Source organism: Wolbachia endosymbiont (group B) of Melanostoma mellinum, from assembly GCF_947251465.1.
Lineage (GTDB): Bacteria > Pseudomonadota > Alphaproteobacteria > Rickettsiales > Anaplasmataceae > Wolbachia.
In genome coordinates this window covers 827178-853314 of the sequence record NZ_OX366366.1, presented here as the reverse complement: position 1 = coordinate 853314, position 26137 = coordinate 827178, and the positions used below count along the sequence as shown (strand labels likewise).

Below are 26137 nucleotides of genomic sequence, written 5' to 3'. Positions count from 1 at the left end.
GATACAAAGCCAAGGGCATTGTCTTATAGGAGGTATTTGATGCGAAAATACAGAATAGAAGAGTTAAGGAATAAATTGTTTATTGCTATAAACAAACTTGATTTTGAGAAAGTTAAAAGATGTGTTAGAAAGGCAAAGATTAAAGGTGTACAAAATGATATTATTAATGGTAAGCAATATGGCATGTCACCTATACATTTTGCTACTTACAGAGCTAACTCAAAGATATTGCAGTTTTTGATTAACAATGGTGCTCGTGTTAATGCTGTGAGTGATGCGTGCATTGTTCCTTCCGTATCCATTGTTGTAACATATGATATGGAGAAAGTTGTATTTGATTGTATTCACGGCAACACTAGCTTTCAAGGAATGCAAAATTTTACAGCTTTACACTTAGCACTTTATCAGTGTCGATTAGATATAGCAAAAGTTCTGCTTGATAATAATATTGATATTAATATTAGAAGTACAAATGGCAAAATAGCATTTGAGGTTATTCCAGGTTATGAAAGTCTTTGCAGTGATGGCTGTGACATAAAAAAAATATTCTTAGCTGTGTTAAGATTTCATAAAAATAATTGTACAGAACTATTACTTTCTGCTAGAATAAATACTAAGTTAGAATTAGAAGCTGGTGATACTCCAGATGCAGCAAGTAGTACAGCGAACCCTTTCTCAGCCTCCACCAGGGCAAATACTAAGATAGGATTGGAAGCTGGTGATACTCCAGATCCTGCACCAAGCAGTGCAGTAAAACCTTTTTCTTTTATTAATAGTATATTTAGTTGGGTAACCACTGCCACACTCAATGGCTTATTCAGCAGTGCTCCTACTTTACTTCCTGCACAACAATCTGTTGATCACTTGGCTGGTAGCCCAATTGGTTCTTCACAAGTTGATTTTAATTCAACAGCTCTACTAACTGATGTAATGATCAGAAAGTTCACAGAGAAAAAATACTCAAGGCCACTAGAAGATTCACTTCTCACAATACAAGAAATTAGAGAAAGAAGGCTTAACACTATAGAAAAAAACTTCGAGACAGCACTTAGTAAGTGTGAAAAACTTTATCAACATCCTGAAAGTTCATTAAGCAATTTAACGATATCTAAAGGTATGCATCAAAAGTCCCTCTAAATCAGTTAAAATAAGCACTCGAATTCGAGTGCTTATTTACAAAACTTATCCCTTATTTCCTTTTCTAAAGCATATTGCTTCTTATTAAGAGCAAAAAAATTTGAATAAGGAAGCTCAGCATGTCTTGTACGAAAGTTAAAGTGATAGATTGATGAAGACCTAATTTTTAACTATTGAAATTTTTTCTCTGTAAATTTCACTTGCACATACTAAATTGTGTGATATGAAGCCGGGAACGTTGTCTTTTAGGAGGTATTTGATGGAAAGACAAGAAATAATTGAGAGCCTGAGAAAAAAATTATTTTCTGCTATAAACAGAGATGATTTTGAGAAAGTTAAAGAATATATTGAAGAGGCAGAACATAGACACATAAAAAATGAGATTTTGAATAATGAAAAATATAGTATGAAGCCTATGCATTCTGCTACTTACATAGGTAACTTAAAGGTATTGCAGTTTTTGTGTGACAGTGGTGCTGATGTTAATACTACTATTAGCAGTCGATATTTGAGTACTCCCTTACACATTGCTGCTATTAATGGCAAACTAGAAATAGCACAGTTTTTACTTGATCGTGATGCTAACATCAATGCTACAAATTATAAAGGCTTTACACCTTTGTACTTAGCATTTAACCATTGTCATTTAGATATGGTAAAACTCCTACTCTGTAGAGGTGCTGATGCTAGTATTCAAAGTCAGTACGGCAAAACAGCATTAGATGTTGTTGGAGGTTATAGAAAAGATAGATGTAATAGCAATAGTAAAATTCAAGAGATAGAATCTGTATTGAGCAGTGCTACTGAAGACGATTGTGAAGCAAAATTAACTTCTATAAAAGCAGGTGTTAAGGTAGGGTTAGACGCTAATGACGCCACAGATTCTGTAAGTAGTGCAGCGAATCTTTCATTATTCCCTACCAAAGCAATCAAGATAGAATTGGAAGTTAGTAATACCACAGACTTGGCAAATAGAACAGTGAATTCTTCCTTCACTCTTATCAGAGAAAATTTTGAAGAAGTTAGCAGCACTGCAAGCAATGCAGTAAAACCTTCTTCTTTTATTAATAGTATATTTAGTTGGATGACTACCACCATCAGTTGCTTATTCAGCAGCGCTCCTGCTTTACCTACTGTACAGCAATCTGTTGCACGTTTAACTGGAAGTCCTATTGGTTCTTCACAAATTGATTGTAATGGAACAGTTCTGCTAACTGCTTTAGCAATAAGTAAGTTCACAAGAAAACAACATTTTAGGCAACTAGACGATTCACCTTTGACAGCAGAAAAAAATAAAGAAAGAGAACTTGACATTATAGAAAAAAAATTCGAGACGGCACTCAGTAAGTGTGAAAAACTTTATCAATGTCCTCGAAGTTCATTAAGCAATTCAACAATATCTAAAGGTGTATGTCATCAAAAGTCCCTTTAAAACAAGCACTCAAATTTGAGTGCTTGTTTTTGTGAAATCTACTCTTTAAACTTAAACTTTTTATTGTTTATTAGCGTTAAATTGTTACAATACAATGAGTTAAGATGACAAAGCTTTAAGTTATGGAAGATGATAGCAAAAAAGAAATAATAGAAGAAAAAGGTATATTAGGTTGGATAGAGTATAGACTGCCTATATTTTCTTTTCTAAAACATACTGCTTCTTATCAAGTACCAAAAAATTTAAATTATGCTTGGAATTTTGGTTCTTTAGCTGGTATAGCGCTGATTTTACAAATAATAACAGGTATATTTCTTGCCATGCACTACACTCCGCATGTTGATCATGCATTTAATAGTGTGGAGCGTATAATGCGTGACGTAAGTTATGGATGGCTGATACGTTATACTCATGCTGTTGGGGCGTCGCTCTTCTTTATGGTGGTCTATGTTCATATCATGCGTGGATTATATTACGGATCTTATAAGAGACCGCGAGAAATGGTATGGTTTATTGGCATATTTATATTTTTTGCAATGATGGCAACTGCCTTTATGGGATATGTTCTTCCATGGGGACAAATGAGTTTTTGGGGTGCAACAGTTATAACTAATTTATTCTCGGCTATACCTTTAATTGGTGATAAAATAGTTATATGGCTATGGGGAAGTTTCTCTGTTGATAATCCAACGCTCAATCGTTTTTTTGCGCTGCATTATCTTATGCCTTTCATTATTATCGCTTTAGCTATGTTGCATGTTGTTGCTCTGCATAGGTTTGGCTCTAATAATCCAAGTGGAATAGAAGTCAGGTCAGATAAGGATACCATTCCTTTTTATCCTTACTATATAGCAAAGGACTGCATAACTTTTGGTTTATTTTTTATAATTTTATTTGCATTTGTTTTTTATGCCCCTAATTATCTTGGGCATCCTGATAATTATATAGAGGCTGATCCTATGGTAACTCCAGTACATATAGTGCCAGAGTGGTATTTCTTACCTTTTTATGCGATGCTGCGTTCAATTCCAAATAAACTTATTGGTGTACTTACCATGTTTGGATCTATTTTAGTGTGGTTTCTTTTGCCTTGGCTTGATAAATCAAAGGTTAAAAGTGGTGCTTATCGCCCATTATTTAAGAAATTTTTTTGGGTTTTTGCAATAAATTTTGCATTTCTTGCCTGGCTTGGGGGACAAGAAGTTAAGGAGCCTTACATTACTTTAAGTAGGCTCTCAACTCTTTATTATTTTTCATATTTTGTGATAGTTTTACCTTTACTTAGTAAGTATGAGAAACCAAAAAAATTACCAAAAACAATAAGCGATTCCGTTCCGGAGATGAAGTGATGCTGTTGGTTAAAGTTGCTGTATTTTGTATATTACTTCTCACTAATTCTTTGTCTGCAGAGGAGTTTAAACCTTTACCAAATAAGAAAATCGACTGGAGTTTTGATGGAATTACTGGATCTTTCGATAGAGAGTCAATTCAGCGTGGCTATAAAGTATACAAGGAAGTATGTGCTGCTTGCCATTCAATGAATAGAATAGCGTTTCGTAATTTGCAAGATGTTGGTTTTTCTGAAGAGGATGTAAAACAAATTGCAGCCTCTTACCAAGTTAAAGATGGTCCGAATGATTTGGGTGAAATGTTTGATAGGCCGGGAGTGTCTTCGGATTATTTTATTGCACCTTTTGATACAAAAGAAGCAGCTGCAGCAAGCAACAATGGAGCAATTCCACCGGACTTATCATTAATTGTCAAAGCAAGACATGATGGTGCAAATTATGTCTATTCACTACTAATTGGTTATCAAAACGGTGAACATGATGAGAACGGTTTATATTTTAATCCATATTTTTCAACAGGCAGGTTAGCTATGGCACCACCACTCTCTGAAGGAATGGTAGAATATGATGGTACAAGGCAAGCCACAGTTGAAAATATGGCATATGATGTGGTAAATTTCTTACAATGGGCAGCAGAGCCAGAACTGGAGCGCCGACATAAACTTGGGCTAAAAATAGTGACATATTTTATAATTTTGACGGTATTTTTTGTTCTCACTAACAATAGAGTTTGGAGCCAACTCTATAAAAAAGGAAAATAGAACTTCATTTACGCTCGTTTTTATACCTTACTCATAATATCATGTGTATTATGTAATGATAAATATATTATGAAAGTATAGGGATTATGGCATTTCAAATAGTTACAAATTTTCAGCCAGCTGGGGATCAACCACAAGCAATAGATAGTTTAGTTGAAGGACTAAATAACAAAAAAAGAGATCAGGTTTTACTTGGAGTAACTGGCTCTGGAAAAACTTTTACTATGGCAAATGTTATTGCAAGAACAAACAGGCCTGCGTTAATTATGGCACATAATAAAACTTTAGCGGCGCAGCTTTACGAGGAGATGAGAGGATTTTTCCCTCACAATGCTGTTGGATACTTCATTTCTTATTATGATTATTATCAGCCTGAGGCTTATTCACCACAAACAGACACTTATATTGAAAAAGACTCTTTAATAAATGAAAGAATTGATATGCTACGCTATTCTGCTATATGCTCTCTTTTGGAGCGTAGGGACACGATTGTAGTTGCGAGTGTTTCTTGTATATATGGTCTTGGTTCGCCTGAGAGCTATCTCAGCATGACCTTGACTTTAAGTGCTGGAGATAAGATTCATGTTAATGACTTTCTGAATAATTTAGTTAATCTCCAATATAAACGTTCTGATGTCAGATTTGAGCGAGGATATTTCAGAGTGCGCGGCGATATTATTGATATATTTCCTGCCTATTATGAAAATAAAGCTTGGCGTTTATCATTGTTTGGTGATGAAATAGAGGAAATTTCTGAGATTGATGCCATGAACAGCAATATTATCAGACGCATAGATACAGTCACCATTTTTCCAAATAGCTATTACACTACATCACGTGAGACTCTTTTGCAAGCAGTTCAATTGATTAAAAAAGAACTACATGAACGCCTGGATTATTACTATTCACAGAACAAAATTGTTGAAGCAAAACGCCTTGAGCAGCGTACTAATTTTGATATTGAAATGATGATGGCAACGGGAGTGTGTAAAGGTATTGAAAATTATTCGCGTTATCTTTACGGAATGAAAGCCGGAGATCCACCACCTACATTGTTTGAGTATTTACCTAAAGATGTAATTTTATTTGTTGATGAAAGCCATGTAACCGTTCCCCAGATAGGTGCAATGTATAGCGGTAATGAAGCACGTAAAAAGAAATTGATAGATTATGGTTTTAGGCTACCTTCTGCTTTTGATAACCGTCCATTAAAATTGGAAGAGTGGGAGGCAATACGGCCACAGACTATTTACGTTTCGGCTACTCCAGGAAAATATGAATTAGAAAAGACTAATCACGCATTTATAGAGCAAGTTATCCGCCCAACAGGACTGACAGATCCCATCTGCATCATAAAACCAACAGGGAGTCAGGTTGATGATGTGATTCATGAGGCACAAGTGACGATAAAAAAAGGGTTTTGTATTCTAATTACCACATTGACAAAAAAAATGGCTGAAAAACTAGCTGAGCATATGAGTGAGCTCAGTATGAAAGTAACTTACCTACATTCAGATATTGGTGCACTGGAGAGAATTGAAATTATATGCAAATTAAGATCGAAAGAAATAGATGTTCTTGTTGGCGTTAACTTATTGCGGGAAGGTCTTGATATTCCCGAGTGTGGATTGGTTGCAATTTTAGATGCTGACAAAGAAGGGTTTTTACGATCAGAGACTTCGCTCATTCAAACGATAGGTCGTGCTGCACGAAATGTTGAAGGCAGAGTAATTTTATATGCAGACAAAATTACTAATTCTATGGATCGTGCACTGAAAGAAACTGAAAGGAGAAGAAAGAAACAGACAGAGCATAATACACTGCATAATATTGTACCAAAAACTATAATAAAGCCTATATCAAATACTCTACAGGAAAAAGTGGTAGTTGAGAATTTTAATAAGGATGATCTAAACAGTTTGAAAAAGCAAATGTTGAAGCATGCTGAAAATTTAGAGTTTGAAGAGGCAGCAAAAATAAAAAGTATTATTGAAAGGTTTAATAATAGATCCACTGCATAATTAGAAAAAAGATGAATAATTAATAGCTAAACTGACTTTGATTTACCAACAATTGAAAGAACATCATTCGAGTGGCAGAAAAATGAGCCAGTTCATGATAATTTCAAATTTTCACCTTTATCTTATAGATGATGATTGTTGAATTTATTCCTTTCTTGAGATTATGTACAGACTCTAACAAATTAAATCTCACAACAAATTTGTTGTTTCATAGCTTTTATATCATACTATAATTGCAACTGTTTTAACAATAATCAGAGCCTAAAAGAGGTTTATTATCAATGAACTATTTATAAAAAATCTTATGGAAAATAAAGCTTGGTTCATTTGGCTAATCAGTAACTTGATTGTTGTATTCAGCAATATGCAGATAATCTACACCTTTATAAGCGTGAATCTTGAAAAAGAACTTGGGCTCACAATCGCGCAAGTTGCACTAGCTAATTCAGCATATACTTGGACTTTTGCTATCTCACAATTTTTTAGTGGAGCAATGTTTAATGTTTTTTCCAGCAAAAAAATTTATTTTTTCTCATTGTCAATCATGCTCTTTGGTTTTTTTGTCCTTATCAAGAGTGACAATTTTGCCCATTTAATTTTATCTCAATTTTTGATCGCAATTGGAGCATCGTTTGGTTTTATTGGCGCTGCTCATGTAAGTAGCACATATTTTCCCCTTACTCAATTTGGACTGATGTTCTCACTAGTGCAGACAATTTCAAGTCTTTCTGCTTTGATGATTCAAATGTGCTTCTCTAGCTTGCTTGCCGAAGGTGCAGATTGGAAAAATCTTATTGTATGCGTAATATTATTTGGCGTATCGATATTTGTACTTATGTTTTTTTATCCGAAAGGACTTTCAAAAAAAAATTTGGGGGAATACACAATAAAGAGCTCTATAAAAACAGTAATATGTTCTGTACTAACAGTGCTAAAATTAAGAGATATCTGGATAACCTCAATAGTGGGTGCTATTACTTTTGGAACATTTTTAGCGCTTAATATGCTGTGGGCACCAAGGTTACTAAGCAACTTAGAACTCAATACAATGGAGTTAGGTGTGGCAACTGCAATATTGTGGCTTGGTCTTGCAGTTGGTGCTCCAATTGCAGATCTAATCTCAAATCTATTTAAAAATAGAAGGCACGTAATCTCTGCTTTTGCCACATTGCAAAGTATTTCAGCTATTATTTTACTATGCGGTAATTTAACAGTTCATATTATATACTTTTGTATGTTAATGTTTGGTTTTTTTGCAGGAGGACATATGCTTAATTTTACTGTTGGTAGTGAGATTGTTGAGCAGAAGTATATTAGCACATCATCATCCATTATCAATGGATTTATGTTTGTTATGAGTGGAATTTTAGTGTCAATTTTAGCACTTTTTTCAGATCATCAAATGGCGCTTTTCACAATATTTGCAATGTTAACATTTGCTAGTATTTTTAATTACGCTACAAAAGAAACATACTATAAAAATAAAGTAGCTGAATCTTGAGTCGATTGTTATATTATATTAACATACTGTAATAAATTATGACAACAAAAGACACAACAGTAACTAAGGCAACAATAGCTGAATGTATAAACCAGGAAATTGGATTATCGAAAGAAGACTCTATTGCAATAATAGATGGCATATTGGATGAGATAAAAACGAGCTTAGCAAAGGATGGAATAGTAAAAATATCTTCATTTGGAACATTTTTGGTTAAAAACAAGAAAGAAAGACCAGGAAATATACCAAAGACATCGGAAATGGTAGTAATTAAAGCGAGAAAATCAATTTCTTTTAGACCTTCAAAAATGATGAAGAAATTAATAAACAACCGATGAATAAAGAAAAATTATTTTACACAATTGGAGAAGTAGCTGAAGAACTACATTTGGAGCAGCATGTTTTAAGATTCTGGGAAAGTCAATTCCATCAAATTAAACCCATAAAACGGAAGGGAAGAAGACTATATGATCATAAGTGTATAGAGGCAATAAAGAAAATAAAATATATGCTATATGACAAAGGATATACAATAAAAGGAGTACAAAAGGAATTTGGTAACGATGTAAGAATTGATCATTATTCAAGAAATTTGTTGAAAGAACTTACCGATTTAAGAGACTATTTGACTGATAAAATAAATGAAGAAAGTAATAAATAGACGAAAAACACTATAAAGTTTTGTGAAAGTTGATATATCTAGAGATAAGTGTATGTGTCGTATAGCCTTGTTCTTTATATTATCAGCAATACTGACAAGCTGTGGCCTGCAAAAACCTGCACCTGTACTACTTAAAGGCGAAGAATTTTATGGGAAAAGAGACCTAGAGTACACAAGGGAGTATCATTTGATTAAAGAAAATGTTGATTCTTCGCTGCGAAAAGAAAGTAGAAAAGCCTTTGTAGATAAGGTATATAACAATAATGCACAAAGCATGTGTAAATTTGTAATACCGGTTAAAGGTGCAGTTACCTCTTCTGATAAAATATGTCAAGATGGCATAAAAATTACTGCTCAAAGTGGAACAAAGGTTATTGCTTCTGCACCTGGCAAAGTAATATACGTAGGCAAAGGCCTGAGGTGGTACGGAAATTTAATTATAGTGGAACATAAAGATAATTACATGACTATGTACTCCTATTTAAAAAACATACAAGTTGAAATTGGTGATAAAGTAAAACAAGGTCAAGTAATTGGATCTGCAGGTAAATCAAGCACACAAGATAAAGATCCGCAGATGTGTTTCACAATAAGACATAATGGTCAAGCAGTCGATCCTTTAGTACATATAAACTGTGATTGAATTTATGAAATATGATTTTAAAAACGTTGAAAAATTCTACCAAAATAAGTGGGATTTTTCTGTAAGCAAAGATAGTAAAAAGAAGAAATGTTACGTGTTGGAAATGTTTCCATATCCATCTGGTAAGATTCATATGGGGCACCTGCGTAACTATGCAATAGGAGATGTTATAGCACGTTACAAGAGAGCTCGTGGATTTGAGGTTTTGCACCCAATTGGCTGGGATGCGTTTGGATTACCAGCTGAAAATGCAGCAAGGGACAATAACATTAACCCTGCAGCATGGACACAAGATAATATAGATAATATGCGCGCGCAGCTAAAATCTATAGGTCTTTCATACAATTGGGATCGTGAGCTCTCCACATGTGAGCCTGATTATTACAAACACGAACAGAAATTTTTTCTGGATTTTTTAAAGCATGGTCTTACCTATCGAAAAGAGTCGTGGGTTAATTGGGATCCAGTGGACCAAACAGTGCTTGCAAATGAGCAAGTGGTTGATGGAAAAGGATGGCGATCAGGTGCAGTTGTTGAAAAACGTAAGTTATTCCAATGGTTTTTAAAGATTACTGATTTTGCTGAAGATTTGCTTCATTGTTTGCAAAGTTTAAAAAATTGGCCAGAAAAAGTCAAAACTATGCAAGAGCGCTGGATAGGAAAATCTGAAGGTGTAATTATAGAATTTGAAATAGTTAGCCTGAATAAGAAATTAAAGATTTTTACAACTTCTCCTCATACTTTATTTGGAGCTTCTTTTCTTTCAGTAGGAGCAGAGCACCCTATTGTACAAGACCTTAAGGACAAAGAAATAAGAGACTTTATTGGTAATATGAAGGCAAAGGGGGAGAATGATGAAAAAATAGGAATTTACACTGGATTAAACGTAAAACACCCATTTCTTGATAAAGAATTACCACTTTATATAGCGAATTTTGTGTTGATGGAGTATGGAGAAGGTGCGATTTTTGGTTGCCCTGCACATGATCAGCGTGATTTTGAATTTGCACAGAAGTATGGTTTACCGATTATTCCTGTAGTTTGTGAAGAGAGCACAGAGATCTTAAAAGAACCGTACTTCGGTGATGGAGTGATGTTCAATTCTGAATTCTTAAACGGACTAATGATTAATGAGGCAAAAAAAGTAATCATAAAAAAACTTGAAGAAAAAGGAATAGGTAAGAAAACAATAAACTATCGTCTACACGATTGGGGAATTTCAAGGCAACGTTATTGGGGATGTCCTATACCTATTATACATTGTAAAGATTGTGGAATTGTTCCAGTTCCAGAAAAAGACCTCCCTGTTGTTCTACCAACGGATGTAGAATTTACAAGTGGTGGTAATCCCCTGGATAAGCACCCAACCTGGAAATTTGTTGATTGTCCAAAGTGCGGAAAGCAAGCAGAACGTGAAACTGATACATTTGACACTTTTTTTGAATCTTCTTGGTATTTTGCTGCATTTTGCAGTGAAAATAAATCGATTAATAAAGATACTTGTAATCGTTTTATGCCTGTTGATTATTACATAGGTGGAATAGAACATGCAATTCTACATTTGCTTTACTCAAGGTTTTTCTGCCGTGCTTTAACTAGATGTGGCTATTTTGACGTTAAAGAGCCTTTCTCTACTTTAATCACTCAAGGAATGGTCTGCCATATAACTTATAAAGATGAGAATGGCAAATGGCTCTTTCCCGAAGAAGCAAAAGAGTTGATTGCGAAGGGTGCTAAGATCCAAGTTGGAAAAGTCGAAAAGATGAGTAAGTCAAAGAAGAATACAGTTGACCCAAACTTTATCATAGAAAAATACGGTGCTGATACTGCTCGTTTGTTTGTATTATCCGATACCCCCCCAGAAAAAGATATGGAATGGTCTGATGATGGCGTGGAAGGTTGTTTTCGCTACATAAATAAATTGTGGCGTATGGTAGTGCAACTTAGGCCCGTAAACATACACTATGATAATGAAAACATTGTAGGTAAACTCCTAGAGTACAGAAAAAAAATCCACAAACTCTTACACGGACTTACAGATGACTTGGAAAACTGCAGATTAAACTGTGTGGTAGCAAAGTTTCGTGAAATGACAAATTTAATAGCTGAAATAGACGTAAAAACTGGAAAATCTCTTATTGATGAAGGTATATGCATACTAATCAGAGTAATTGAGCCATTCATGCCACACCTGGCTGAAAATTTATGGCAAGAAATAGGAGGCAAAGGTATGCTATATCTAAAGCCTTGGCCAAAAGCTGATGAATCACTACTAATTGATAATATGGTAACTGTAGCAGTGCAGATCAATGGAAAGTTACGTGCGACCATTGAAGTGGCAACTGATTTACCTCAAGAAGAATTGAAGAAAATAGCAACAGGTTCTGTATCCAATAGAATCGATCAAAGCAAAATTCGCACTATATATGCTGTACCAAATAAGGTAGTAAACATAGTTATATAAAAATTTTGAGTAGCATGTCCCTAATTTCGTAGGTATACTTTTTTTGATATGAGATTATATCTTTTTTAATATAAAGGATATATACTTGTGCATTATATATTTTTTTGTATGGGTAGTTATATGAAAATAAAAGGATTGTGTGTTTTAGCTGTGTTGCTCACTTCATCTCTAGCAGGTGCAGCTAGTAATAAAGCAGCTAGTAATAGTGCAAAAGAGCAGTACTACGCAGGTTTAAACTTTGGTGGTGGATGGGGTACTGGATTAAAAATAAAACCTGGCTTAGTTTTTGGTTATAATTATGATAAAAGCTCTAAGTTTGAACTTGAGATTCTCACCGACGTAAGTGATATGTTTGGTGCAGCAGACAAGAAAATGGGAGCTAGTTTATTAGCACATTACCGTTATTATCCTGACGTTGACATTGATCCTGTGAAACTATATGTCAGTGGAGGTTTAGGAGGACATCTACAAGTATATCCTTTTGACATTGTTGGCACTGAAACACTAGATAAAATACTGGGTGCTATTTCGTACAAACTGAAGGTTGGTGTTGATTATGAAGTTGCTCCACAGATAGTTGGTACAGCTGCTTTAACCGTAGGCGGGCAACTGAGTGGTTTAAAAGCAAAACAAATACCAGATGCGATGCTGGAAGTAGGAGTACGTTATAGTTTTTAATGCTGGATGGCATTGTGTACATGTTTAATGGTTAGGTGTAACCATAAGCAATGCTCAAAACTTGCTGCTAGCATGTTTGAACACTTATTTTAGTATGTTTTAAGGAATGTTACATATGAGTAATATGAAAATGAAAAAATTGTTTGCTATATTGCTTGCTTCATCTTTAGCAAGTACAGCTAGTAGTAGTGCAAGTGAGTTAGAAGATCGGTACGAAGATCGGTACGAAGATCAGTACTATGTAGGTTTAAACTTTGGTGCTGGATGGGGTGATACTTTTAAAATGAAACCTAGCGTTGTTTTTGGTTATAATTATGACAAAAATTCTAAATTTGAACTTGAGGTTCTTGCCAACATAAGTGATATAACTAATGCACAAAATAGGAAAGTAGGAGCTGGTTTATTGGCGAATTACCGTTACTATCCTGATCTTGAAATTGATCCCATTAAATTATATGCCAGTATAGGACTGGGTGGATATATCCAAGTATTGCCTTCTTTTGGCTTCGGTAGCAGTAGTACAGGCAAAAATGTTGCAGATAGCGGTAATTCAGGTAACATTGTGGATAAAGATAGTACAGAAAACGATAATACAAGGGAAGAGGAAAAAGAGAGAGAAGCTCCAGCTCTACTAGCTGCTGATGGAAGCAAAGTAACGTCTGATCCATCTTTAGTAGACAAAATACTGAGTTCTATTTCCTATAAACTAAAGGTAGGTGTTGATTATGAATTTACTCCGCAGATAGTTGCTACAGTTGCTATTGCTGCAAGTGGGCAATTAAGTGCCTTCAAGCCACCAGTACAAATACCAGATGCAATCATAGAAGTAGGCATACGTTATAATTTTTAATGTTCTAAATTGCATATTTCTTGTAGTGAATAAGATAATCCTGCAAAGAGGTTTGCTATTTGGATAAAAATTCGATGTTATTATCTAGAGACGGGTATCTATTTTTCTTATGCCCTCAATTAATGAAATCAGAAGCATCAACTCCCCGCTGCAAGCAAGCAGCAATTACAGTGTTCATCATAAGAAATGCTATTGTCATCGGGCCAACTCCACCAGGCACTGGAGTAATAGCTTTGACTTTTTCTTTTACTCCCTCAAAGTCAACATCACCCACAAGCTTACTTTGATTTCCTATGTTAATGCTATTTATGCCAACATCAATCACTATTGCACCTTTTTTTATCCAATCTGGTTGAACAAAATTTGGCTTTCCAACTGCTGCAACTACTATATCCGCCTTAGAGCAATAATCAGCTAAATCCCTACTTTGTGAATGCAAGATGGTAACAGTGCAATTTTCTTGCAACAATAGGTGAAACATTGGCTTACCCACAATATTTGATCTGCCAATGATTACCGCATTTTTACCGGACAGATTATTTTCAACTGACTTAATTAAATGCAAAGAACCTTTGGGAGTACAAGGTATCAGACAATTTTTTTCACCTTTAACTAACCTGCCAACATTCTCATCATGAAAGCCATCTACATCTTTTTCAACACTTACTGTATTAAGTATTCTACTTGCACTGATGTGCTTTGGTAAAGGTAACTGAACTAAAATTCCATGCACAGATGAATCTTCATTTAATGTATTAACTTTTTCAATCAATTCATCTTCTGAGATACTATCAGGCAAAACAATAGTTTCAGAACTTATGCCTATTGATTCTGCTTTTCTTTGTTTATTACGAACGTAGACCTGACTTGCTGGATTGCTACCCACAAGAATTACTTTAAGACAAGGAAAAACATTATACTCTTTCTTTAAAATATCAATTTTTTTTGATAGCTCCTCACAGAGATCATTTGCTATTTTTTTACCGTTAATAATAATTGACATTTCCTTGCCACTCCTTGAAGTCAGGTAATGCGATATCAAATAAATTCAATACTTTACCAACAGCATGATTTACAATATCATCCAAAGATTTTGGTTTAATATAAAAAGCAGGCATCGGCGGAGCAATAATTGCTCCCATCTCCGTTAGTTTTAACATATTTCGGAGATGTCCAAGATGTAGTGGAGATTCTCGCACCATAAGAACTAATTTTCTTCTTTCTTTTAGAGTTACATCTGCAGCCCTTGTTAATAGATTGGAAGTCACCCCCGATGCTATTTCAGACATTGTTTTCATAGAACATGGAGCAATAACCATACCTGAGGTTTTAAATGAGCCGCTTGCTATTTTTTCTCCTATTTTTTCTTCAGAATAGTAAAAATCTGCAAGCGATATAATATCTTCAAGTTTTTCTTTAATCTCATGAGCTATAGTTATTTTTCCAGCACTGCTGATCACTAAATGAGTTTCATGATTGGTATTTTTTAGTGCCTCTAGAATCCGTACACCGTAAATAGAACCAGATGCTCCACTTATTCCAATTACAATCCTACTATTCACCTTCGTAATTCATTCCCAATGCACGTTTGTAGGTATAAAGTAATATTTCCTGTTCCTCCCTGTCATCATCATCCATCTTTCTTAGCCTAATAATCTGTTTCATCACTTTTATATCCCAACCTTCATCTGCAGCTTTTGCATATACATCACGAATGTGATCTTGCACATCCCTCTTTTCTTGTTCAAGTTTTTCGATTCTCTCTATATAGCTCTTCAAATCTTCAGCCGTTATTTTTACTGTATCTTCCATAGAACCCAACTAATTAATTGCTACTACAGTATTATCAGTTTTTACTTGTACTTCAATCATAGTAATAATATTTTTATCTTTTTTTAAAATCTTAAAGTAAAAACCGTACATGGAAAACTCTTCATTTTCTTCAGGAATGCGCTCTATCTCGTTTACAATCATACCTGCTAGAGTTGTAGCTTCTTCATCAGGAAGATCCCAATGTAACTGTCTATTAATATCCCTAATAGTAGATTTTCCTTCTATGTGATACATATTATCGGATATCTTTTTTATAAAATTCTCTGTGATCAAATCATGTTCATCTGAAATTTCTCCAACTATTTCTTCCAGTATATCCTCAAGAGTTACGATTCCCTGTAGTGCTCCATACTCATCAATAACAAATGCAAGGTGTTTCCTGTTTTTACGGAAGTTGTGAAGTTGTACACTGAGTGGCGTACTTTCTGGTATAAACCAAGGCTTTGACATAACTTTGGCAATCTCTATTTTATTATCCTTTTCACGCAAGGCATTTATTAGATTTTTCACGTGAACCACTCCAACAATATTATCTGGTTCTTTTTGCCATAAAGGTACTCTGCTATGGCTACTGGTTAAAATCTCTCTTATTAACTCTTCTTTGTTTCGATCTATATCAAGAGAAAATAAGTTTCTCCTGTGGGTCATAATTTGTGATATTTCTGTCTCAGCCAAATCAAGTATACTATTTAGCATATCTAAATCCTGTTGTAACATAGTGCCCTCACTGCGGTGAAGAGTAATCATATTACGCATTGCATCTGCTGCAGATATTACCTCCCTATTCTTATGAAGCCCACATAACTTCAGAATGATATTGACAATAAACTGAATGCCTAATGTCAATGGAGAAAGAACCTTGACAAAAAACAGCATAAAATAAGCAGAAAGTAATGTAAATTTTTCAGGATTTTGCATGGCGTAAGTTTTTGGTAAAACTTCACAAAATAGCAAAATACAAAACGTCATCATGAATGTTGAAAGAAATATGCCCTCACTCCCAAAAGAATTTATAAATATTACTGTAAATAAAGCAGAGCAAGTAATGTTAATAATTGTATTACACAGTAATATTGTTCCTATTGTTAATTCTTTTTTACCTAACAAAAGCTCTATTATCTTGGCTTTTTTGTTACCTTCTAGCTTTAGTTTATTCACTCGGGATCGGCTAATTGAGGTTAACCCTATTTCTGCTCCTGAGAACAAAAACGATAAAATCAATAAGAAAAAAATTGCTAACAATACTGAAATCAATAACCAATCCATTAAAGTATGATGTTATTGCGATATAGAAACAGAGTTGATTTTATATGTTGTAAGAAGCATTTGCAAGTCTATATATCTTTAATATAAAAAAATAAATCATGAAATATATCACACACTGCATTCACATGCATATTCTCAACAACAAGTGGAGGAGTTATTCTTATTACCCTATTATTTAAAATTTTAGTCATTATTAAGCCTTTGTCAAGAGATTGTTTAACAATTTTATCAGCCAAAGGTACTCTAAGCTCTATCCCTATCAATAAACCCTCCCCACGAACTTCTGAAACGATCTTCGGAAATTCTTCAGTCAAAGGCAACAACTTTTCTTTTAGATATTTACTGACCTTCTTAACATGGTCAAAAAAGCCTTCCTTTAGCATTACATCGAGTACTGCATTACCAACAGTCATGGCAAGTGGATTACCTCCATAAGTTGACCCATGAGTTCCTGGAGTGATTGCTTCTGCTATATAATCTTTTACTAAACATGCAGCCAGAGGAAATCCATTACCCATAGCCTTCGCACAAGTGAGCATATCAGGTTCAACTCCTATATTTTGATAGTAAAATAGAGAGCCAATCCGTCCATATCCGCATTGCACTTCATCAAAGCATAAAATTATTCCTTGAGCTTTTGTTATCTCTCTTACTTTTTTAAGATACTCTACGTCCAATGGATGTACTCCGCCTTCACTTTGTATGGGCTCTAAAAATATGGCAGCTGTTTCGCTATTGATTTTCTTTTCTAATGCTTCAATGTTATTTCTTGGAACTTTATCAAAACCAGAAAGGAGTGGAGCAAAACCTTCGCGTGATTTTTCATTTCCCCCAGCTGAAATTGCAGCAATACTGCGGCCATGAAAACCTCCTTCAATTGTAATGATGTGACTGCGCTTTTCTTGTCCATTTAAGTAGAAATAGCGGCGAATAAATTTAATTGCAGCTTCTGTTGCTTCAAGTCCACTTGAGCAGAAAAAAACTTTATCGGCAAAGGTAAGTTCTGTTAAACGCTGAGCAAGCCTTTCCTGCTGAGGAATAGTAAAAATATTAGAGCAGTGCCATAATGAATCCAGTTGCTCCTTCAGTTTATCTGTAATGTATGGATGACAATGCCCTAGAGAGGTTGTAGAAATTCCTGCAGCAAAGTCTAAATATTTTTTACCATCCTTATCGAAGAGATATACTCCTTCTCCTCTAACTATAGAAGCTTCAGATCTATTATAAGCGTTAACAACATGATCCATTTTAAATATTATCTATACTGTGCATGAAAAAGCTTTCCCTTAATATTGCTTAAACTAAAAATTGGGCTAATATTATACAGTTCAACATAAAATTCAGAAATTTAATATGTAAAAAAGTAAAACTACACCAATTCACATTCAGCAAAAAAGAAAGCTATTTCTCTATGAGCATTCTCTAGACTATCAGAACCATGCACTCTATTTTCACTAATATCATCAGCAAAATCACCCCTAATTGTACCTTTATCTGCCTGCTTTGGATCTGTAGCACCCATGATTTGCCTGTATTTACTGACTGCATTTTCACCGATTAAAACTTGAACTATCACAGACCCAGAAGTCATAAATTCCACCAACTCTCCAAAAAAAGGCCTACCCTTATGAATTTCATAAAACAGCTCTGCTTGTTTTTTTGTCAGCATCATCATTCTTTGTGCTATAATTTTTAGTCCAGATTTTTCAATATAAGAATTTATACTGCCTGTAATATTATTTTTTACTGCATCAGGTTTTAATATCGAAAGTGTTCTCTCAATTGCCATATCATTCCCTTATATTAAGATCGTATATTTATAGATTTATTTTATTATAAACTTTGATTTGATAAAAGCAATTTTTCACTTATAGTTAAGAATAAACCATCAAGGAGGTGTTTTATGGGGTGTTGTAATAAAAAAAACAACAAACCAGTCGATCCTAATGTTAAACAATCAATTGAAACTACACTTACTGCTAAAGAATGGGTTAATCAATTCAAGTCATCAATTTTTTGTGGGACAAAAGGATTTTTAACTTTTAATTTGGCATTTTTGAGTTATTTAGAGTATAGCTTACACAATAATACAAAATTAAAAGAAGGCGCTGTTTTTGCAATAAAAAGGAATACTATTCCATTTTTCGAAATGGCTATCATAGTGCCATTTGTTTGTCTTGCATTACCATCTATGATAGGTGGGATGAACCTCATGCATTGTGCGCTTATATGTGCTGCACTGATGGTTGCAACATGTTTTGTTGTGAGAACCTTTTACTTGCGTGAAAAGTTATTGAAAAAAATGACTAATAATGAAAATTATACCGAGGAACAAATAGAGCAGGAATTTAAGAAAGACACTATAAAATTTCCTATCTTTGATAAAAACAGACAGCATATTGAATATAATTCTCCTAATCCAGGACAACTAATGAATGAAAGTCCTCCCTCTCTTTTTGTTAAGGTTTTACTTTTCCCCCTTACGATTTTTCTGAAGGCTCTACAAAGCTGCATAATGATATCTTTGGCTGCTGTTGAACTTCTTGAAGCAGTGCCAAGTTTTTGTGTTGATGTGGTTTTCGATAGAGGCTTTGCATTTACACAGAGTAACATGAAGAGATCTGCTCATCTATTGTATGCCAGTGTAAGAAATTTAGTGCCTGTAACTAAACTTGATGAGTGTGTAGCTGATTTTATAGGCAAACCTGAAGAAAGGTGCTGTCAGTGAAGAAGGCAGTAATCTTATTTAACCTAGGCGGACCTGATTCACTAAGTGCGGTCCGTCCTTTCTTATTTAATCTTTTTTACGATAAAAGAATAATAAATCTACCAAATCCTTTTCGCTTCCTTTTAGCAAAGTTTATCTCCAAAAGGCGAGAAAGTACTGCACAAGAAATATACGAGCACATTGGAGGTAAATCGCCAATCTTGGAGAATACAAAAGCACAAGCTGATGCTTTAGAACTAAAATTAAATGAAGATGGAAACCATGTGTATAAGATATTCATCTGCATGCGTTATTGGCATCCATTTGCTGATGAAGTTGTTAAAAGCGTAAAGCAATTCGACCCTGACGAAATCATTCTGTTACCACTATATCCTCAATATTCAACCACCACAACTCTATCATCCATCGAGAATTGGCAAAAAAATGCCAAAAAACATAGCCTAGAATGTAACACAACAATAATCAATAATTATTATGACAATGAAGACTTTATTGAAGCTCATGTTAATCTGACGTCTAAATATTATAAATTAGCTAGCAAAATCGGTAAGCCAAGAGTCCTATTCTCGGCTCATAGCTTACCTCTTAGTATCATTAAAAAAGGCGACCCTTACGCTTCACAGATAGAAAAAACAGTAAAATTAATAGTAAAAAAATTGAATATTGAAGATCTTGATTGGGGAATATGTTATCAGAGTAAGGTTGGCCCTGTAAAATGGTTGGAGCCTAGCACTGAAAGTGAGCTATCACGCGCAAAAGACGATAATATACCTGTAGTTTTATCACCTATATCTTTTGTTTCTGAGCATTCTGAAACACTGGTTGAACTTGATATAGAGTATAAAGCAATTATCAAAGACGGATATTACTTTCGCGTACCAACTCTCAGTACTGATCTCTTATTTATCAAGTGCTTGGCCGATTTATGTTTAGATCACTCTCAAAGTACTGATTTATAGCACTTTTCTTTTTAGATTTTTATAGTATAATATTAAAAAGTTATTATTTTATTATCTACTTATGCCAAAAGGTAAGCCAAATACATTTATAGAAAGTATACATGATGCTCACAATCATGATATTAGAAAGATGTATTGTATTGCAGTAGGTTTAACAGGCATATTGTGTAAAATTTCATTGCAATTCTGTTGCGAGTTTATTGATAACAACAGATCCAATATTTGTACTATATTAGATATTTCTAAGTTCATAAAACTACCAACATCAATAATATTTGCTCTTCACTTTGGTCTCAATTTAGCTGGATATAAATCTAAAAAACTTCAGAATGGTAAAGGGGGAAATGAACCTGAAAAACCAATACAGGTTGTGGGTAGCTTAGCCTTCTTGGCAAACTGTGTCATAGGAATATTGATGCAGACAAAAATCATTCATTTCTTAGCTAGAAACAATAAGGATGTAATAAGTTATATTAGCTTAACATCAGCAGTTCTATTTCTATTTTCAGAATGCATAAACTGTTATTATACATGGAAGAAGTATCTAGATAATAAGGATTCTGAAAAGTCTGCTAAATATGGCAAAGAAGTTATTTTTAGCACATTCGCTTTGTCATTGGGCTTGTTAAGCTTCATATTAAAAAGAATGGAACTTCCAACCATACCAATAGACTTGGGTGGTGGCATAATCTATAATTTCAACTTAACTGTTACGGTCAGTTTGATACTAAGCATAGCATATCTAGTATCAAACATCGATAAGTTTGTCAATCAACCTAATAATGGTACTGATCCTTCTACTGGACTTGATGACGCTCACCATATTCAGCATAATGGCAGCATTGTAGAAATTAATTATTAGAGATGAAAAGACTTAATTTCTACTGCCAATGCTAGCACTGCTAATTTGCTAACAATATTCCAAAGTGGCAAAGTTTTATTTTCTTGGCTGATGTCATAAAATTCACAGTCAGTGGAATTCAAGCTAGAATATACATCTTTCCTGCTATTACATCGGTATAAGTAACATGTTGGAGTATCTCCTATATAGTATATTAGCGGTTCTGCAGAACTACTTTTAAATATGTCAATAGTTGGTACACCTTCTTGTATAATAACACTATTGATTGCTATTCCTTCTTTTATCTTTTTCATTTTATGACGCTTTTTTTTATTGAGATTTAATATTTCCTTTCCACTTGTTGCTGTTATAATGCCCATTCCATATGTGCCATTGCTTGCTTTGATAAAAACGTAAGGTTGTGTTTTTATTTCATATTCCTCATATTTTTTTTGCACTAGAGATAATATTTGGTCAACTTTAGTCGCTACTGCTCCTAGTGATGAATCATCATTAAAGTCAACTCCATTACAGCTTTCTGTAAGCACAGAAATAAGCCATGGGTCCATTTTAAATTCGCCACAAAATTCGGACACTAATTTTTGATAGATTTCAAAATATTGAAATTTCTGCCTACTGTGCCAGCCATATAATGGACTTGGCACTATCTCTTGTTTTACGTTTTCTAGCGTGTCTGGAATGTGGCTCGTCATATCACGGTTCAGTATAATAATATCAGGCACAAATCCTGAAGTTGTCTTCAGCAAAGAGTTTTCTTTCACAACAGTTTCATACTGTTCTATTAAATTGTACGTTTCATTATGAAAGAGGCCAATTCTAGTTTCAAAACCTGCGAGTTGCAGTACCTTTTCTATAGCAAATACATTTTCTATATACATTTTATTTCGTGTGTAATTCTCCGGTATTATAAGGGCCTTTTTATATTGTTTTGTTTCGAAGTAGCTTTTTATCAATTTTGCTGCTATCGCTTTTGATACTTCACTTAGGTTATTAAACCCTGCAGGAAATAAATTGGCGTCTACTGGAGCAATTTTGTAGCCTGAATTCCTAAGATCTATGGAGCTATAAAATGGTAATGTAAAACCATTAAATTTTGTTTTGAACCAATTATTTATATCTTTTTCCAGATTTGGATGAATTATGTTTTGCATCTACACTTTAAATGTTATAAGAAAAGTACTATATTATAAGTTATAATCTTAATATAATATAACGAATTAAAATAACAAAAAAATGATTCATCATGACAGCAGTAAAATGTATGGTACTACTATACTGTCAATTAGAAGAGACAAAAATGTAGTAGTAATAGGTGATGGGCAAGTCTCGCTAGGCCATACCGTTATAAAATCTGGAGCAAAAAAAGTTAGGCGTCTTTCTGGTGATTCCGTAATTGCCGGTTTTGCTGGAGCAACAGCTGATGCATTTACTCTCTTCGAAAGGCTAGAATCTAAACTTGATAAGCACCCAGGACAGTTAATGAGGGCATGTGTTGAACTTGCAAAAGACTGGAGAATGGATAAATATCTAAGAAAATTAGAAGCTATGATGATCGTGGCAGACAAGTCCATTTCATTGGTCATTACAGGAACGGGTGATGTTCTTGAACCTGAAGATGGCATTGCAGCCATTGGCTCTGGAGGAAATTTTGCTTTATCTGCAGCAAAAGCTTTGATTGACGTTGAAGGAATATCAATAGAGGAGATTGCAAAAAAGGCTATGAAGATAGCTGCCGATATATGTGTTTATACAAACCATAATCTAATTATCGAAAAAATAGAGGAGTAATATGTCAAGAACTTTGTGTGCCAATTTTTCTAGTCAATCTGTAGTAGGTCAATTTGATAATAATGATGACTATAATGAGAAAAATAGCCTCTATGAAAATGAAGGTACAGGAAGTAGCAGCATTCAAAGCTCACAAGCTTTATTAGATGATCTACCACCACAGAAGATAGTTAAAGAATTAGACAGATTTATAATCGGGCAGAATGATGCAAAGCGCGCTGTTGCTATTGCACTCAGAAATTGTTGGCGTCGAAATAAAGTCCCACTTCCACTACGTGAAGAGATTATACCTAAGAATATACTCATGATAGGCCATACGGGAGTTGGTAAAACTGAAATAGCTCGCCGTTTAGCAAAGCTTGCTGGTGCACCTTTTATAAAAGTTGAAGCAACGAAATTTACTGAAATAGGATATGTTGGACGTGATGTTGACTCGATAATACGTGATTTAGTTGACGCAGCAATAGTTTTAGTTAAGGAAAAAGCACGTAAAGCCTTAACTAAAAAAGCTTTAGGTTTGGCTGAAAAGATAATAGTCAACTCCATGGTTGGTGAAGATGCAACCGAGGAAAGCAAAAAAGTTTTCAGAGAAAGACTGAGAAATAAGGAATTTGAAGATGGAGAAGTTTCTATTAACGTCAGGGAGAGCAAGGGTATGTTACCCACTTTTGATATACCTGGCATGCCAGGTGGGCAAATTGGTGTGATGAACGTAACAGAAATCGTGGGCAAGATGTTTAATGGGAGCAAAAAAACAAAAACTATTACAGTTAAAGTGAAAGAAGCACGTGAAATATTGATTAATGAAGAAAGCGAAAGGTTAATGGATGAAGACAAGATAATCAAAGAAGCGATTGATCTTGTTAGCAATGAAGGCATAGTGTTTTTAGATGAAATAGATAAAATTGCAGCACGTACAGAAATAAAAGGTGAAGTCAACAGAGAAGGAGTGCAGCGCGATCTGTTACCATTACTTGAGGGAACAACTGTTTCAACTAAGTATGGCCCCGTAAAAACAGACTATATATTATTTATTGCATCTGGTGCTTTTCATTTATCTAAGCCATCTGATCTTTTACCAGAATTACAGGGTAGATTGCCAATTAGAGTGGAACTTAAGGCGCTTACTCAAGAGGATCTAATAAAAATATTAAAGGAACCAGAATCTAGTTTGTTAAAACAGTATATAGCGTTAATGAAAACGGAAAATGTAACACTTGAGTTTACTGATGATGGTATAGAGACTATAGCTGAAATAGCATTTACAGTTAATAGAGAAGTGGAAAATATAGGTGCAAGAAGACTTCATACTGTCATGGAGAAGCTTTTGGATGAAATAAGTTTTATCGCTTCTGAAAAAAATAGTGAAAAATTTGTTATAGATAGCAAATATGTAAGAGATAAACTAGAGTCAATTTCAAAGCAGCTTGATTTATCTAAATTTATACTTTAGAGGAAGCCTACTTTAAGTAATATAGAGCATTCAAGAGGTTTTATTTTTTCTTACTTCGTAATTCTTCAAGCTATTTTCCAATAGTAGAATTCAAGCTTAAATCAATTATTGCAATATCACAATCTATGCCTTTTGTTAACACATCAGTTAAAAGATCAGGTGGAGAAAGAACTGTTCTTTTATTACCAGCTCTCATTCCCACAACTCCAAGTTCTATAGCAAGTGGTATTTTTTTGTCACCAACCTTAAACTGCACTATTTGATCTTTGATTATATACTCACCATTATGTCTCTTTATGCTATATTGAACTGATATCTCATCGCCACATTTTACTCGTTTTCCAGTTTTGTTAATTAAGTCATTAAAAATCATTAGGTTATTTACTGAATCAGGATATTTATCTTTTACTTCAATCAGTTTGATGTAATAAGAGTTAAAACTCATTTTGTTGTCATCAGCGGCAATAGTAACTACACGCTCTCCACCTTCTTTCATACCTATTACCCCTAAACTCACTTCTTTTAAGTAATCCTGACCTATTTTCAAATTGACATCAGTCGGAAGTAGCGTTGCTAGGTTGTTGGAGACTTTGTACATTTGTAGCAGAACTTCTTGGCCACAGAAAACTTTACTGCCACTGCCTTCAGTAATTTCATAAAAGTTTATCATCTCTTCTTCTTTTTGCTGTGTTATTTCTTCTAAATATTCTGCTAACCCATGCTTTTCAATATAACGATCAAGAGCTGATTCAAGTATCGGCCTGACCAAATAACTTGCTATCATCTGTGTCAAACCACCATGTGTAGCATTTATTTCGTAAAGCTTTTCCCTTTTCTCTGGTTTATCTTTGTTTATATAAACAATCGTAATTATAAAAGCAGAAGCTAAAGTGAGAATCATTACTACAGAGATAAACATTTGTAATATAATTTTTCTAACCATCTTTTTTTACTTGATTCAATAAATCATATAAGTCATTAGTATTCCCTGAAAGCGTACTTAAATTATCTGAGGCCTGTTTAAAGAGACTATCTATATAGTTTTCCATTTCATTTTTGCCAAGCACGGACATTAAATTGTTTGTTTTATCTTGCTCATAGTCTTCGATATCATCCTTGGATTGAAAAATAAGCCCTAGATTTATTCCATAGTTATATAATGCTTCCCGCTCCTTGTCTGTAGCGCCGCCTATTATAGCCCCTATTTCACATGAAGCTGCAAATAGTTTTGCAGTTTTCATCAAATGAATTTCTTTTATTTTGTCAAAATCTGCACCTATATCTAAAATCTGCCCTCCCACCATTCCCTTCATTCCTATTGCTTGAGAGAGCACTTTTACGATCTCACAATTTAACAAAGATAATACCTCAAAAGCCAGGGTAAGTAATGCATCTCCGGCCAGTACTGCTGTTGCTTCACCAAATTTTTTGTGGCAGCTTGGTTGGCCTCTGCGGGTGTCACTGTTATCCATACATGGCAGATCATCGTGAATTAGGGAGTAAGCATGAATAAATTCAATCGCTGCTGCTGCTGTTATTGCTTTTTCAACCTTTATGTTGAATATCGACGAAGATTTTATAACTAAAAAAGAACGTATATGTTTTGCAGGAGCAAGAAGCACATAACGCATAGCTGATATAAGTCTATTCTCGCTATTTTCAGGTAAGAGCTTATTCACTTCTACAACAAGCAAATTTTTTGTTGTTTCGTCTAGCATTTTTAAATTTATTAATTATCGAGTGCTAAGAGA

General features: G+C 34.3%; 26 protein-coding genes. 17 read left to right on the top strand and 9 right to left on the bottom strand.

Annotated features, from left to right (window positions below; all coding sequences use genetic code 11):
• Nucleotides 1-39: 39 nt before the first annotated feature.
• The 12 genes from OPR42_RS03935 to OPR42_RS03880 all read left to right on the top strand — a co-directional run bounded on the left by OPR42_RS03935 (nucleotide 40) and on the right by OPR42_RS03880 (nucleotide 13497).
• Complete coding sequence (locus tag OPR42_RS03935; protein ID WP_265041881.1) at nucleotides 40-1137, top strand: ankyrin repeat domain-containing protein; 1098 nt, start codon at nucleotides 40-42, stop codon at nucleotides 1135-1137.
• Nucleotides 1138-1396: 259 nt separating this feature from the next.
• Nucleotides 1397-2569 (top strand): ankyrin repeat domain-containing protein, encoded by a 1173-nt coding sequence (locus tag OPR42_RS03930; RefSeq protein ID WP_265041880.1) that lies wholly within the window; start codon nucleotides 1397-1399, stop codon nucleotides 2567-2569.
• Between the two features lie 122 nt (nucleotides 2570-2691).
• Nucleotides 2692-3918 carry a cytochrome b gene (locus OPR42_RS03925; protein WP_264376047.1) on the top strand — a complete coding sequence of 409 codons (1227 nt, stop codon included), beginning with the start codon at nucleotides 2692-2694 and terminating at the stop codon, nucleotides 3916-3918.
• Nucleotides 3918-4679, top strand: a complete 762-nt coding sequence (locus OPR42_RS03920) for a cytochrome c1 (protein WP_265041879.1) — start codon at nucleotides 3918-3920, stop codon at nucleotides 4677-4679. Before OPR42_RS03925 ends, OPR42_RS03920 begins: the two co-directional genes overlap by 1 nt.
• Nucleotides 4680-4765: 86 nt before the next feature.
• On the top strand, nucleotides 4766-6700 hold the full coding sequence (uvrB, locus tag OPR42_RS03915; RefSeq protein ID WP_264682863.1) for an excinuclease ABC subunit UvrB: 1935 nt from the start codon (nucleotides 4766-4768) through the stop codon (nucleotides 6698-6700).
• Between the two features lie 304 nt (nucleotides 6701-7004).
• The gene (locus OPR42_RS03910) at nucleotides 7005-8201 is read left to right on the top strand and encodes an MFS transporter (RefSeq protein WP_264376050.1); all 1197 of its coding nucleotides are present in this window, start codon (nucleotides 7005-7007) and stop codon (nucleotides 8199-8201) included.
• A gap of 38 nt (nucleotides 8202-8239) precedes the next feature.
• The gene (locus tag OPR42_RS03905; protein ID WP_265041878.1) at nucleotides 8240-8539 is read left to right on the top strand and encodes an integration host factor subunit alpha; all 300 of its coding nucleotides are present in this window, start codon (nucleotides 8240-8242) and stop codon (nucleotides 8537-8539) included.
• Nucleotides 8536-8862, top strand: coding sequence for a MerR family transcriptional regulator (locus OPR42_RS03900; RefSeq protein WP_012481900.1), 327 nt, complete (start codon nucleotides 8536-8538; stop codon nucleotides 8860-8862). Before OPR42_RS03905 ends, OPR42_RS03900 begins: the two co-directional genes overlap by 4 nt.
• A 52-nt stretch (nucleotides 8863-8914) precedes the next feature.
• Complete coding sequence (locus OPR42_RS03895) at nucleotides 8915-9505, top strand: murein hydrolase activator EnvC family protein (protein ID WP_264682861.1); 591 nt, start codon at nucleotides 8915-8917, stop codon at nucleotides 9503-9505.
• Between the two features lie 4 nt (nucleotides 9506-9509).
• Nucleotides 9510-11969: a leucine--tRNA ligase gene (leuS, locus tag OPR42_RS03890; RefSeq protein WP_265041877.1), complete on the top strand. Its 2460-nt coding sequence runs from the start codon at nucleotides 9510-9512 to the stop codon at nucleotides 11967-11969.
• Between the two features lie 108 nt (nucleotides 11970-12077).
• Complete coding sequence (locus OPR42_RS03885) at nucleotides 12078-12647, top strand: hypothetical protein (protein ID WP_265041876.1); 570 nt, start codon at nucleotides 12078-12080, stop codon at nucleotides 12645-12647.
• A 124-nt stretch (nucleotides 12648-12771) separates the two neighbouring features.
• Entirely contained in the window at nucleotides 12772-13497 is a 726-nt protein-coding gene (locus tag OPR42_RS03880) for a cell envelope biogenesis protein OmpA (protein WP_265042365.1), read from the top strand.
• Between the two features lie 115 nt (nucleotides 13498-13612).
• Here the strand turns inward: OPR42_RS03880 and folD are convergent, their stop codons facing one another.
• The 6 genes from folD to ndk form a co-directional block, all read right to left on the bottom strand.
• Nucleotides 13613-14500: a bifunctional methylenetetrahydrofolate dehydrogenase/methenyltetrahydrofolate cyclohydrolase FolD gene (gene folD / locus OPR42_RS03875; protein ID WP_265041875.1), complete on the bottom strand. Its 888-nt coding sequence runs from the start codon at nucleotides 14498-14500 to the stop codon at nucleotides 13613-13615.
• Nucleotides 14484-15059, bottom strand: a complete 576-nt coding sequence (locus OPR42_RS03870) for a UbiX family flavin prenyltransferase (protein ID WP_010406412.1) — start codon at nucleotides 15057-15059, stop codon at nucleotides 14484-14486. The genes folD and OPR42_RS03870 overlap by 17 nt, the downstream gene beginning before the upstream one ends.
• Complete coding sequence (locus OPR42_RS03865) at nucleotides 15052-15309, bottom strand: DUF2312 domain-containing protein (RefSeq protein ID WP_064085427.1); 258 nt, start codon at nucleotides 15307-15309, stop codon at nucleotides 15052-15054. The genes OPR42_RS03870 and OPR42_RS03865 overlap by 8 nt, the downstream gene beginning before the upstream one ends.
• Nucleotides 15310-15318: 9 nt before the next feature.
• Nucleotides 15319-16596: an HlyC/CorC family transporter gene (locus OPR42_RS03860; RefSeq protein WP_265041874.1), complete on the bottom strand. Its 1278-nt coding sequence runs from the start codon at nucleotides 16594-16596 to the stop codon at nucleotides 15319-15321.
• A gap of 68 nt (nucleotides 16597-16664) precedes the next feature.
• Nucleotides 16665-17843, bottom strand: a complete 1179-nt coding sequence (locus OPR42_RS03855; RefSeq protein WP_015587994.1) for an aspartate aminotransferase family protein — start codon at nucleotides 17841-17843, stop codon at nucleotides 16665-16667.
• A 122-nt stretch (nucleotides 17844-17965) separates the two neighbouring features.
• The gene (gene ndk / locus OPR42_RS03850; RefSeq protein ID WP_265041873.1) at nucleotides 17966-18385 is read right to left on the bottom strand and encodes a nucleoside-diphosphate kinase; all 420 of its coding nucleotides are present in this window, start codon (nucleotides 18383-18385) and stop codon (nucleotides 17966-17968) included.
• A 114-nt stretch (nucleotides 18386-18499) separates the two neighbouring features.
• Between ndk and OPR42_RS03845 the strand changes: the two genes are divergently transcribed.
• The 3 genes from OPR42_RS03845 (at nucleotide 18500) to OPR42_RS03835 (ending at nucleotide 21145) form a co-directional block, all read left to right on the top strand.
• Nucleotides 18500-19324, top strand: coding sequence for a hypothetical protein (locus tag OPR42_RS03845; RefSeq protein ID WP_265041872.1), 825 nt, complete (start codon nucleotides 18500-18502; stop codon nucleotides 19322-19324).
• Entirely contained in the window at nucleotides 19321-20283 is a 963-nt protein-coding gene (gene hemH / locus OPR42_RS03840; protein WP_265041871.1) for a ferrochelatase, read from the top strand. The genes OPR42_RS03845 and hemH overlap by 4 nt, the downstream gene beginning before the upstream one ends.
• A 61-nt stretch (nucleotides 20284-20344) precedes the next feature.
• A complete protein-coding gene (locus tag OPR42_RS03835; RefSeq protein ID WP_006014617.1) occupies nucleotides 20345-21145 on the top strand; it encodes a hypothetical protein in 801 nt (266 codons plus the stop codon).
• Here the strand turns inward: OPR42_RS03835 and gshA are convergent.
• The gene (gene gshA / locus OPR42_RS03830; protein ID WP_010406439.1) at nucleotides 21142-22296 is read right to left on the bottom strand and encodes a glutamate--cysteine ligase; all 1155 of its coding nucleotides are present in this window, start codon (nucleotides 22294-22296) and stop codon (nucleotides 21142-21144) included. The two genes, OPR42_RS03835 and gshA, sit on opposite strands and share 4 nt — an antisense overlap.
• Nucleotides 22297-22378: 82 nt before the next feature.
• On the opposite strand from gshA, the gene hslV reads away from it, so the two are divergent.
• Together hslV and hslU are read left to right on the top strand one after the other, a co-directional pair.
• Nucleotides 22379-22933, top strand: coding sequence for an ATP-dependent protease subunit HslV (gene hslV / locus OPR42_RS03825; RefSeq protein WP_010406442.1), 555 nt, complete (start codon nucleotides 22379-22381; stop codon nucleotides 22931-22933).
• Nucleotide 22934: 1 nt separating this feature from the next.
• A complete protein-coding gene (hslU, locus tag OPR42_RS03820) occupies nucleotides 22935-24386 on the top strand; it encodes an ATP-dependent protease ATPase subunit HslU (protein WP_265041870.1) in 1452 nt (483 codons plus the stop codon).
• Between the two features lie 70 nt (nucleotides 24387-24456).
• Here the strand turns inward: hslU and OPR42_RS03815 are convergent, their stop codons facing one another.
• Together OPR42_RS03815 and OPR42_RS03810 are read right to left on the bottom strand one after the other, a co-directional pair.
• Complete coding sequence (locus OPR42_RS03815; protein WP_265041869.1) at nucleotides 24457-25329, bottom strand: FKBP-type peptidyl-prolyl cis-trans isomerase; 873 nt, start codon at nucleotides 25327-25329, stop codon at nucleotides 24457-24459.
• The gene (locus tag OPR42_RS03810; RefSeq protein ID WP_265041868.1) at nucleotides 25322-26104 is read right to left on the bottom strand and encodes a polyprenyl synthetase family protein; all 783 of its coding nucleotides are present in this window, start codon (nucleotides 26102-26104) and stop codon (nucleotides 25322-25324) included. Before OPR42_RS03810 ends, OPR42_RS03815 begins: the two co-directional genes overlap by 8 nt.
• Between the last annotated feature and the right edge of the window lie 33 nt (nucleotides 26105-26137).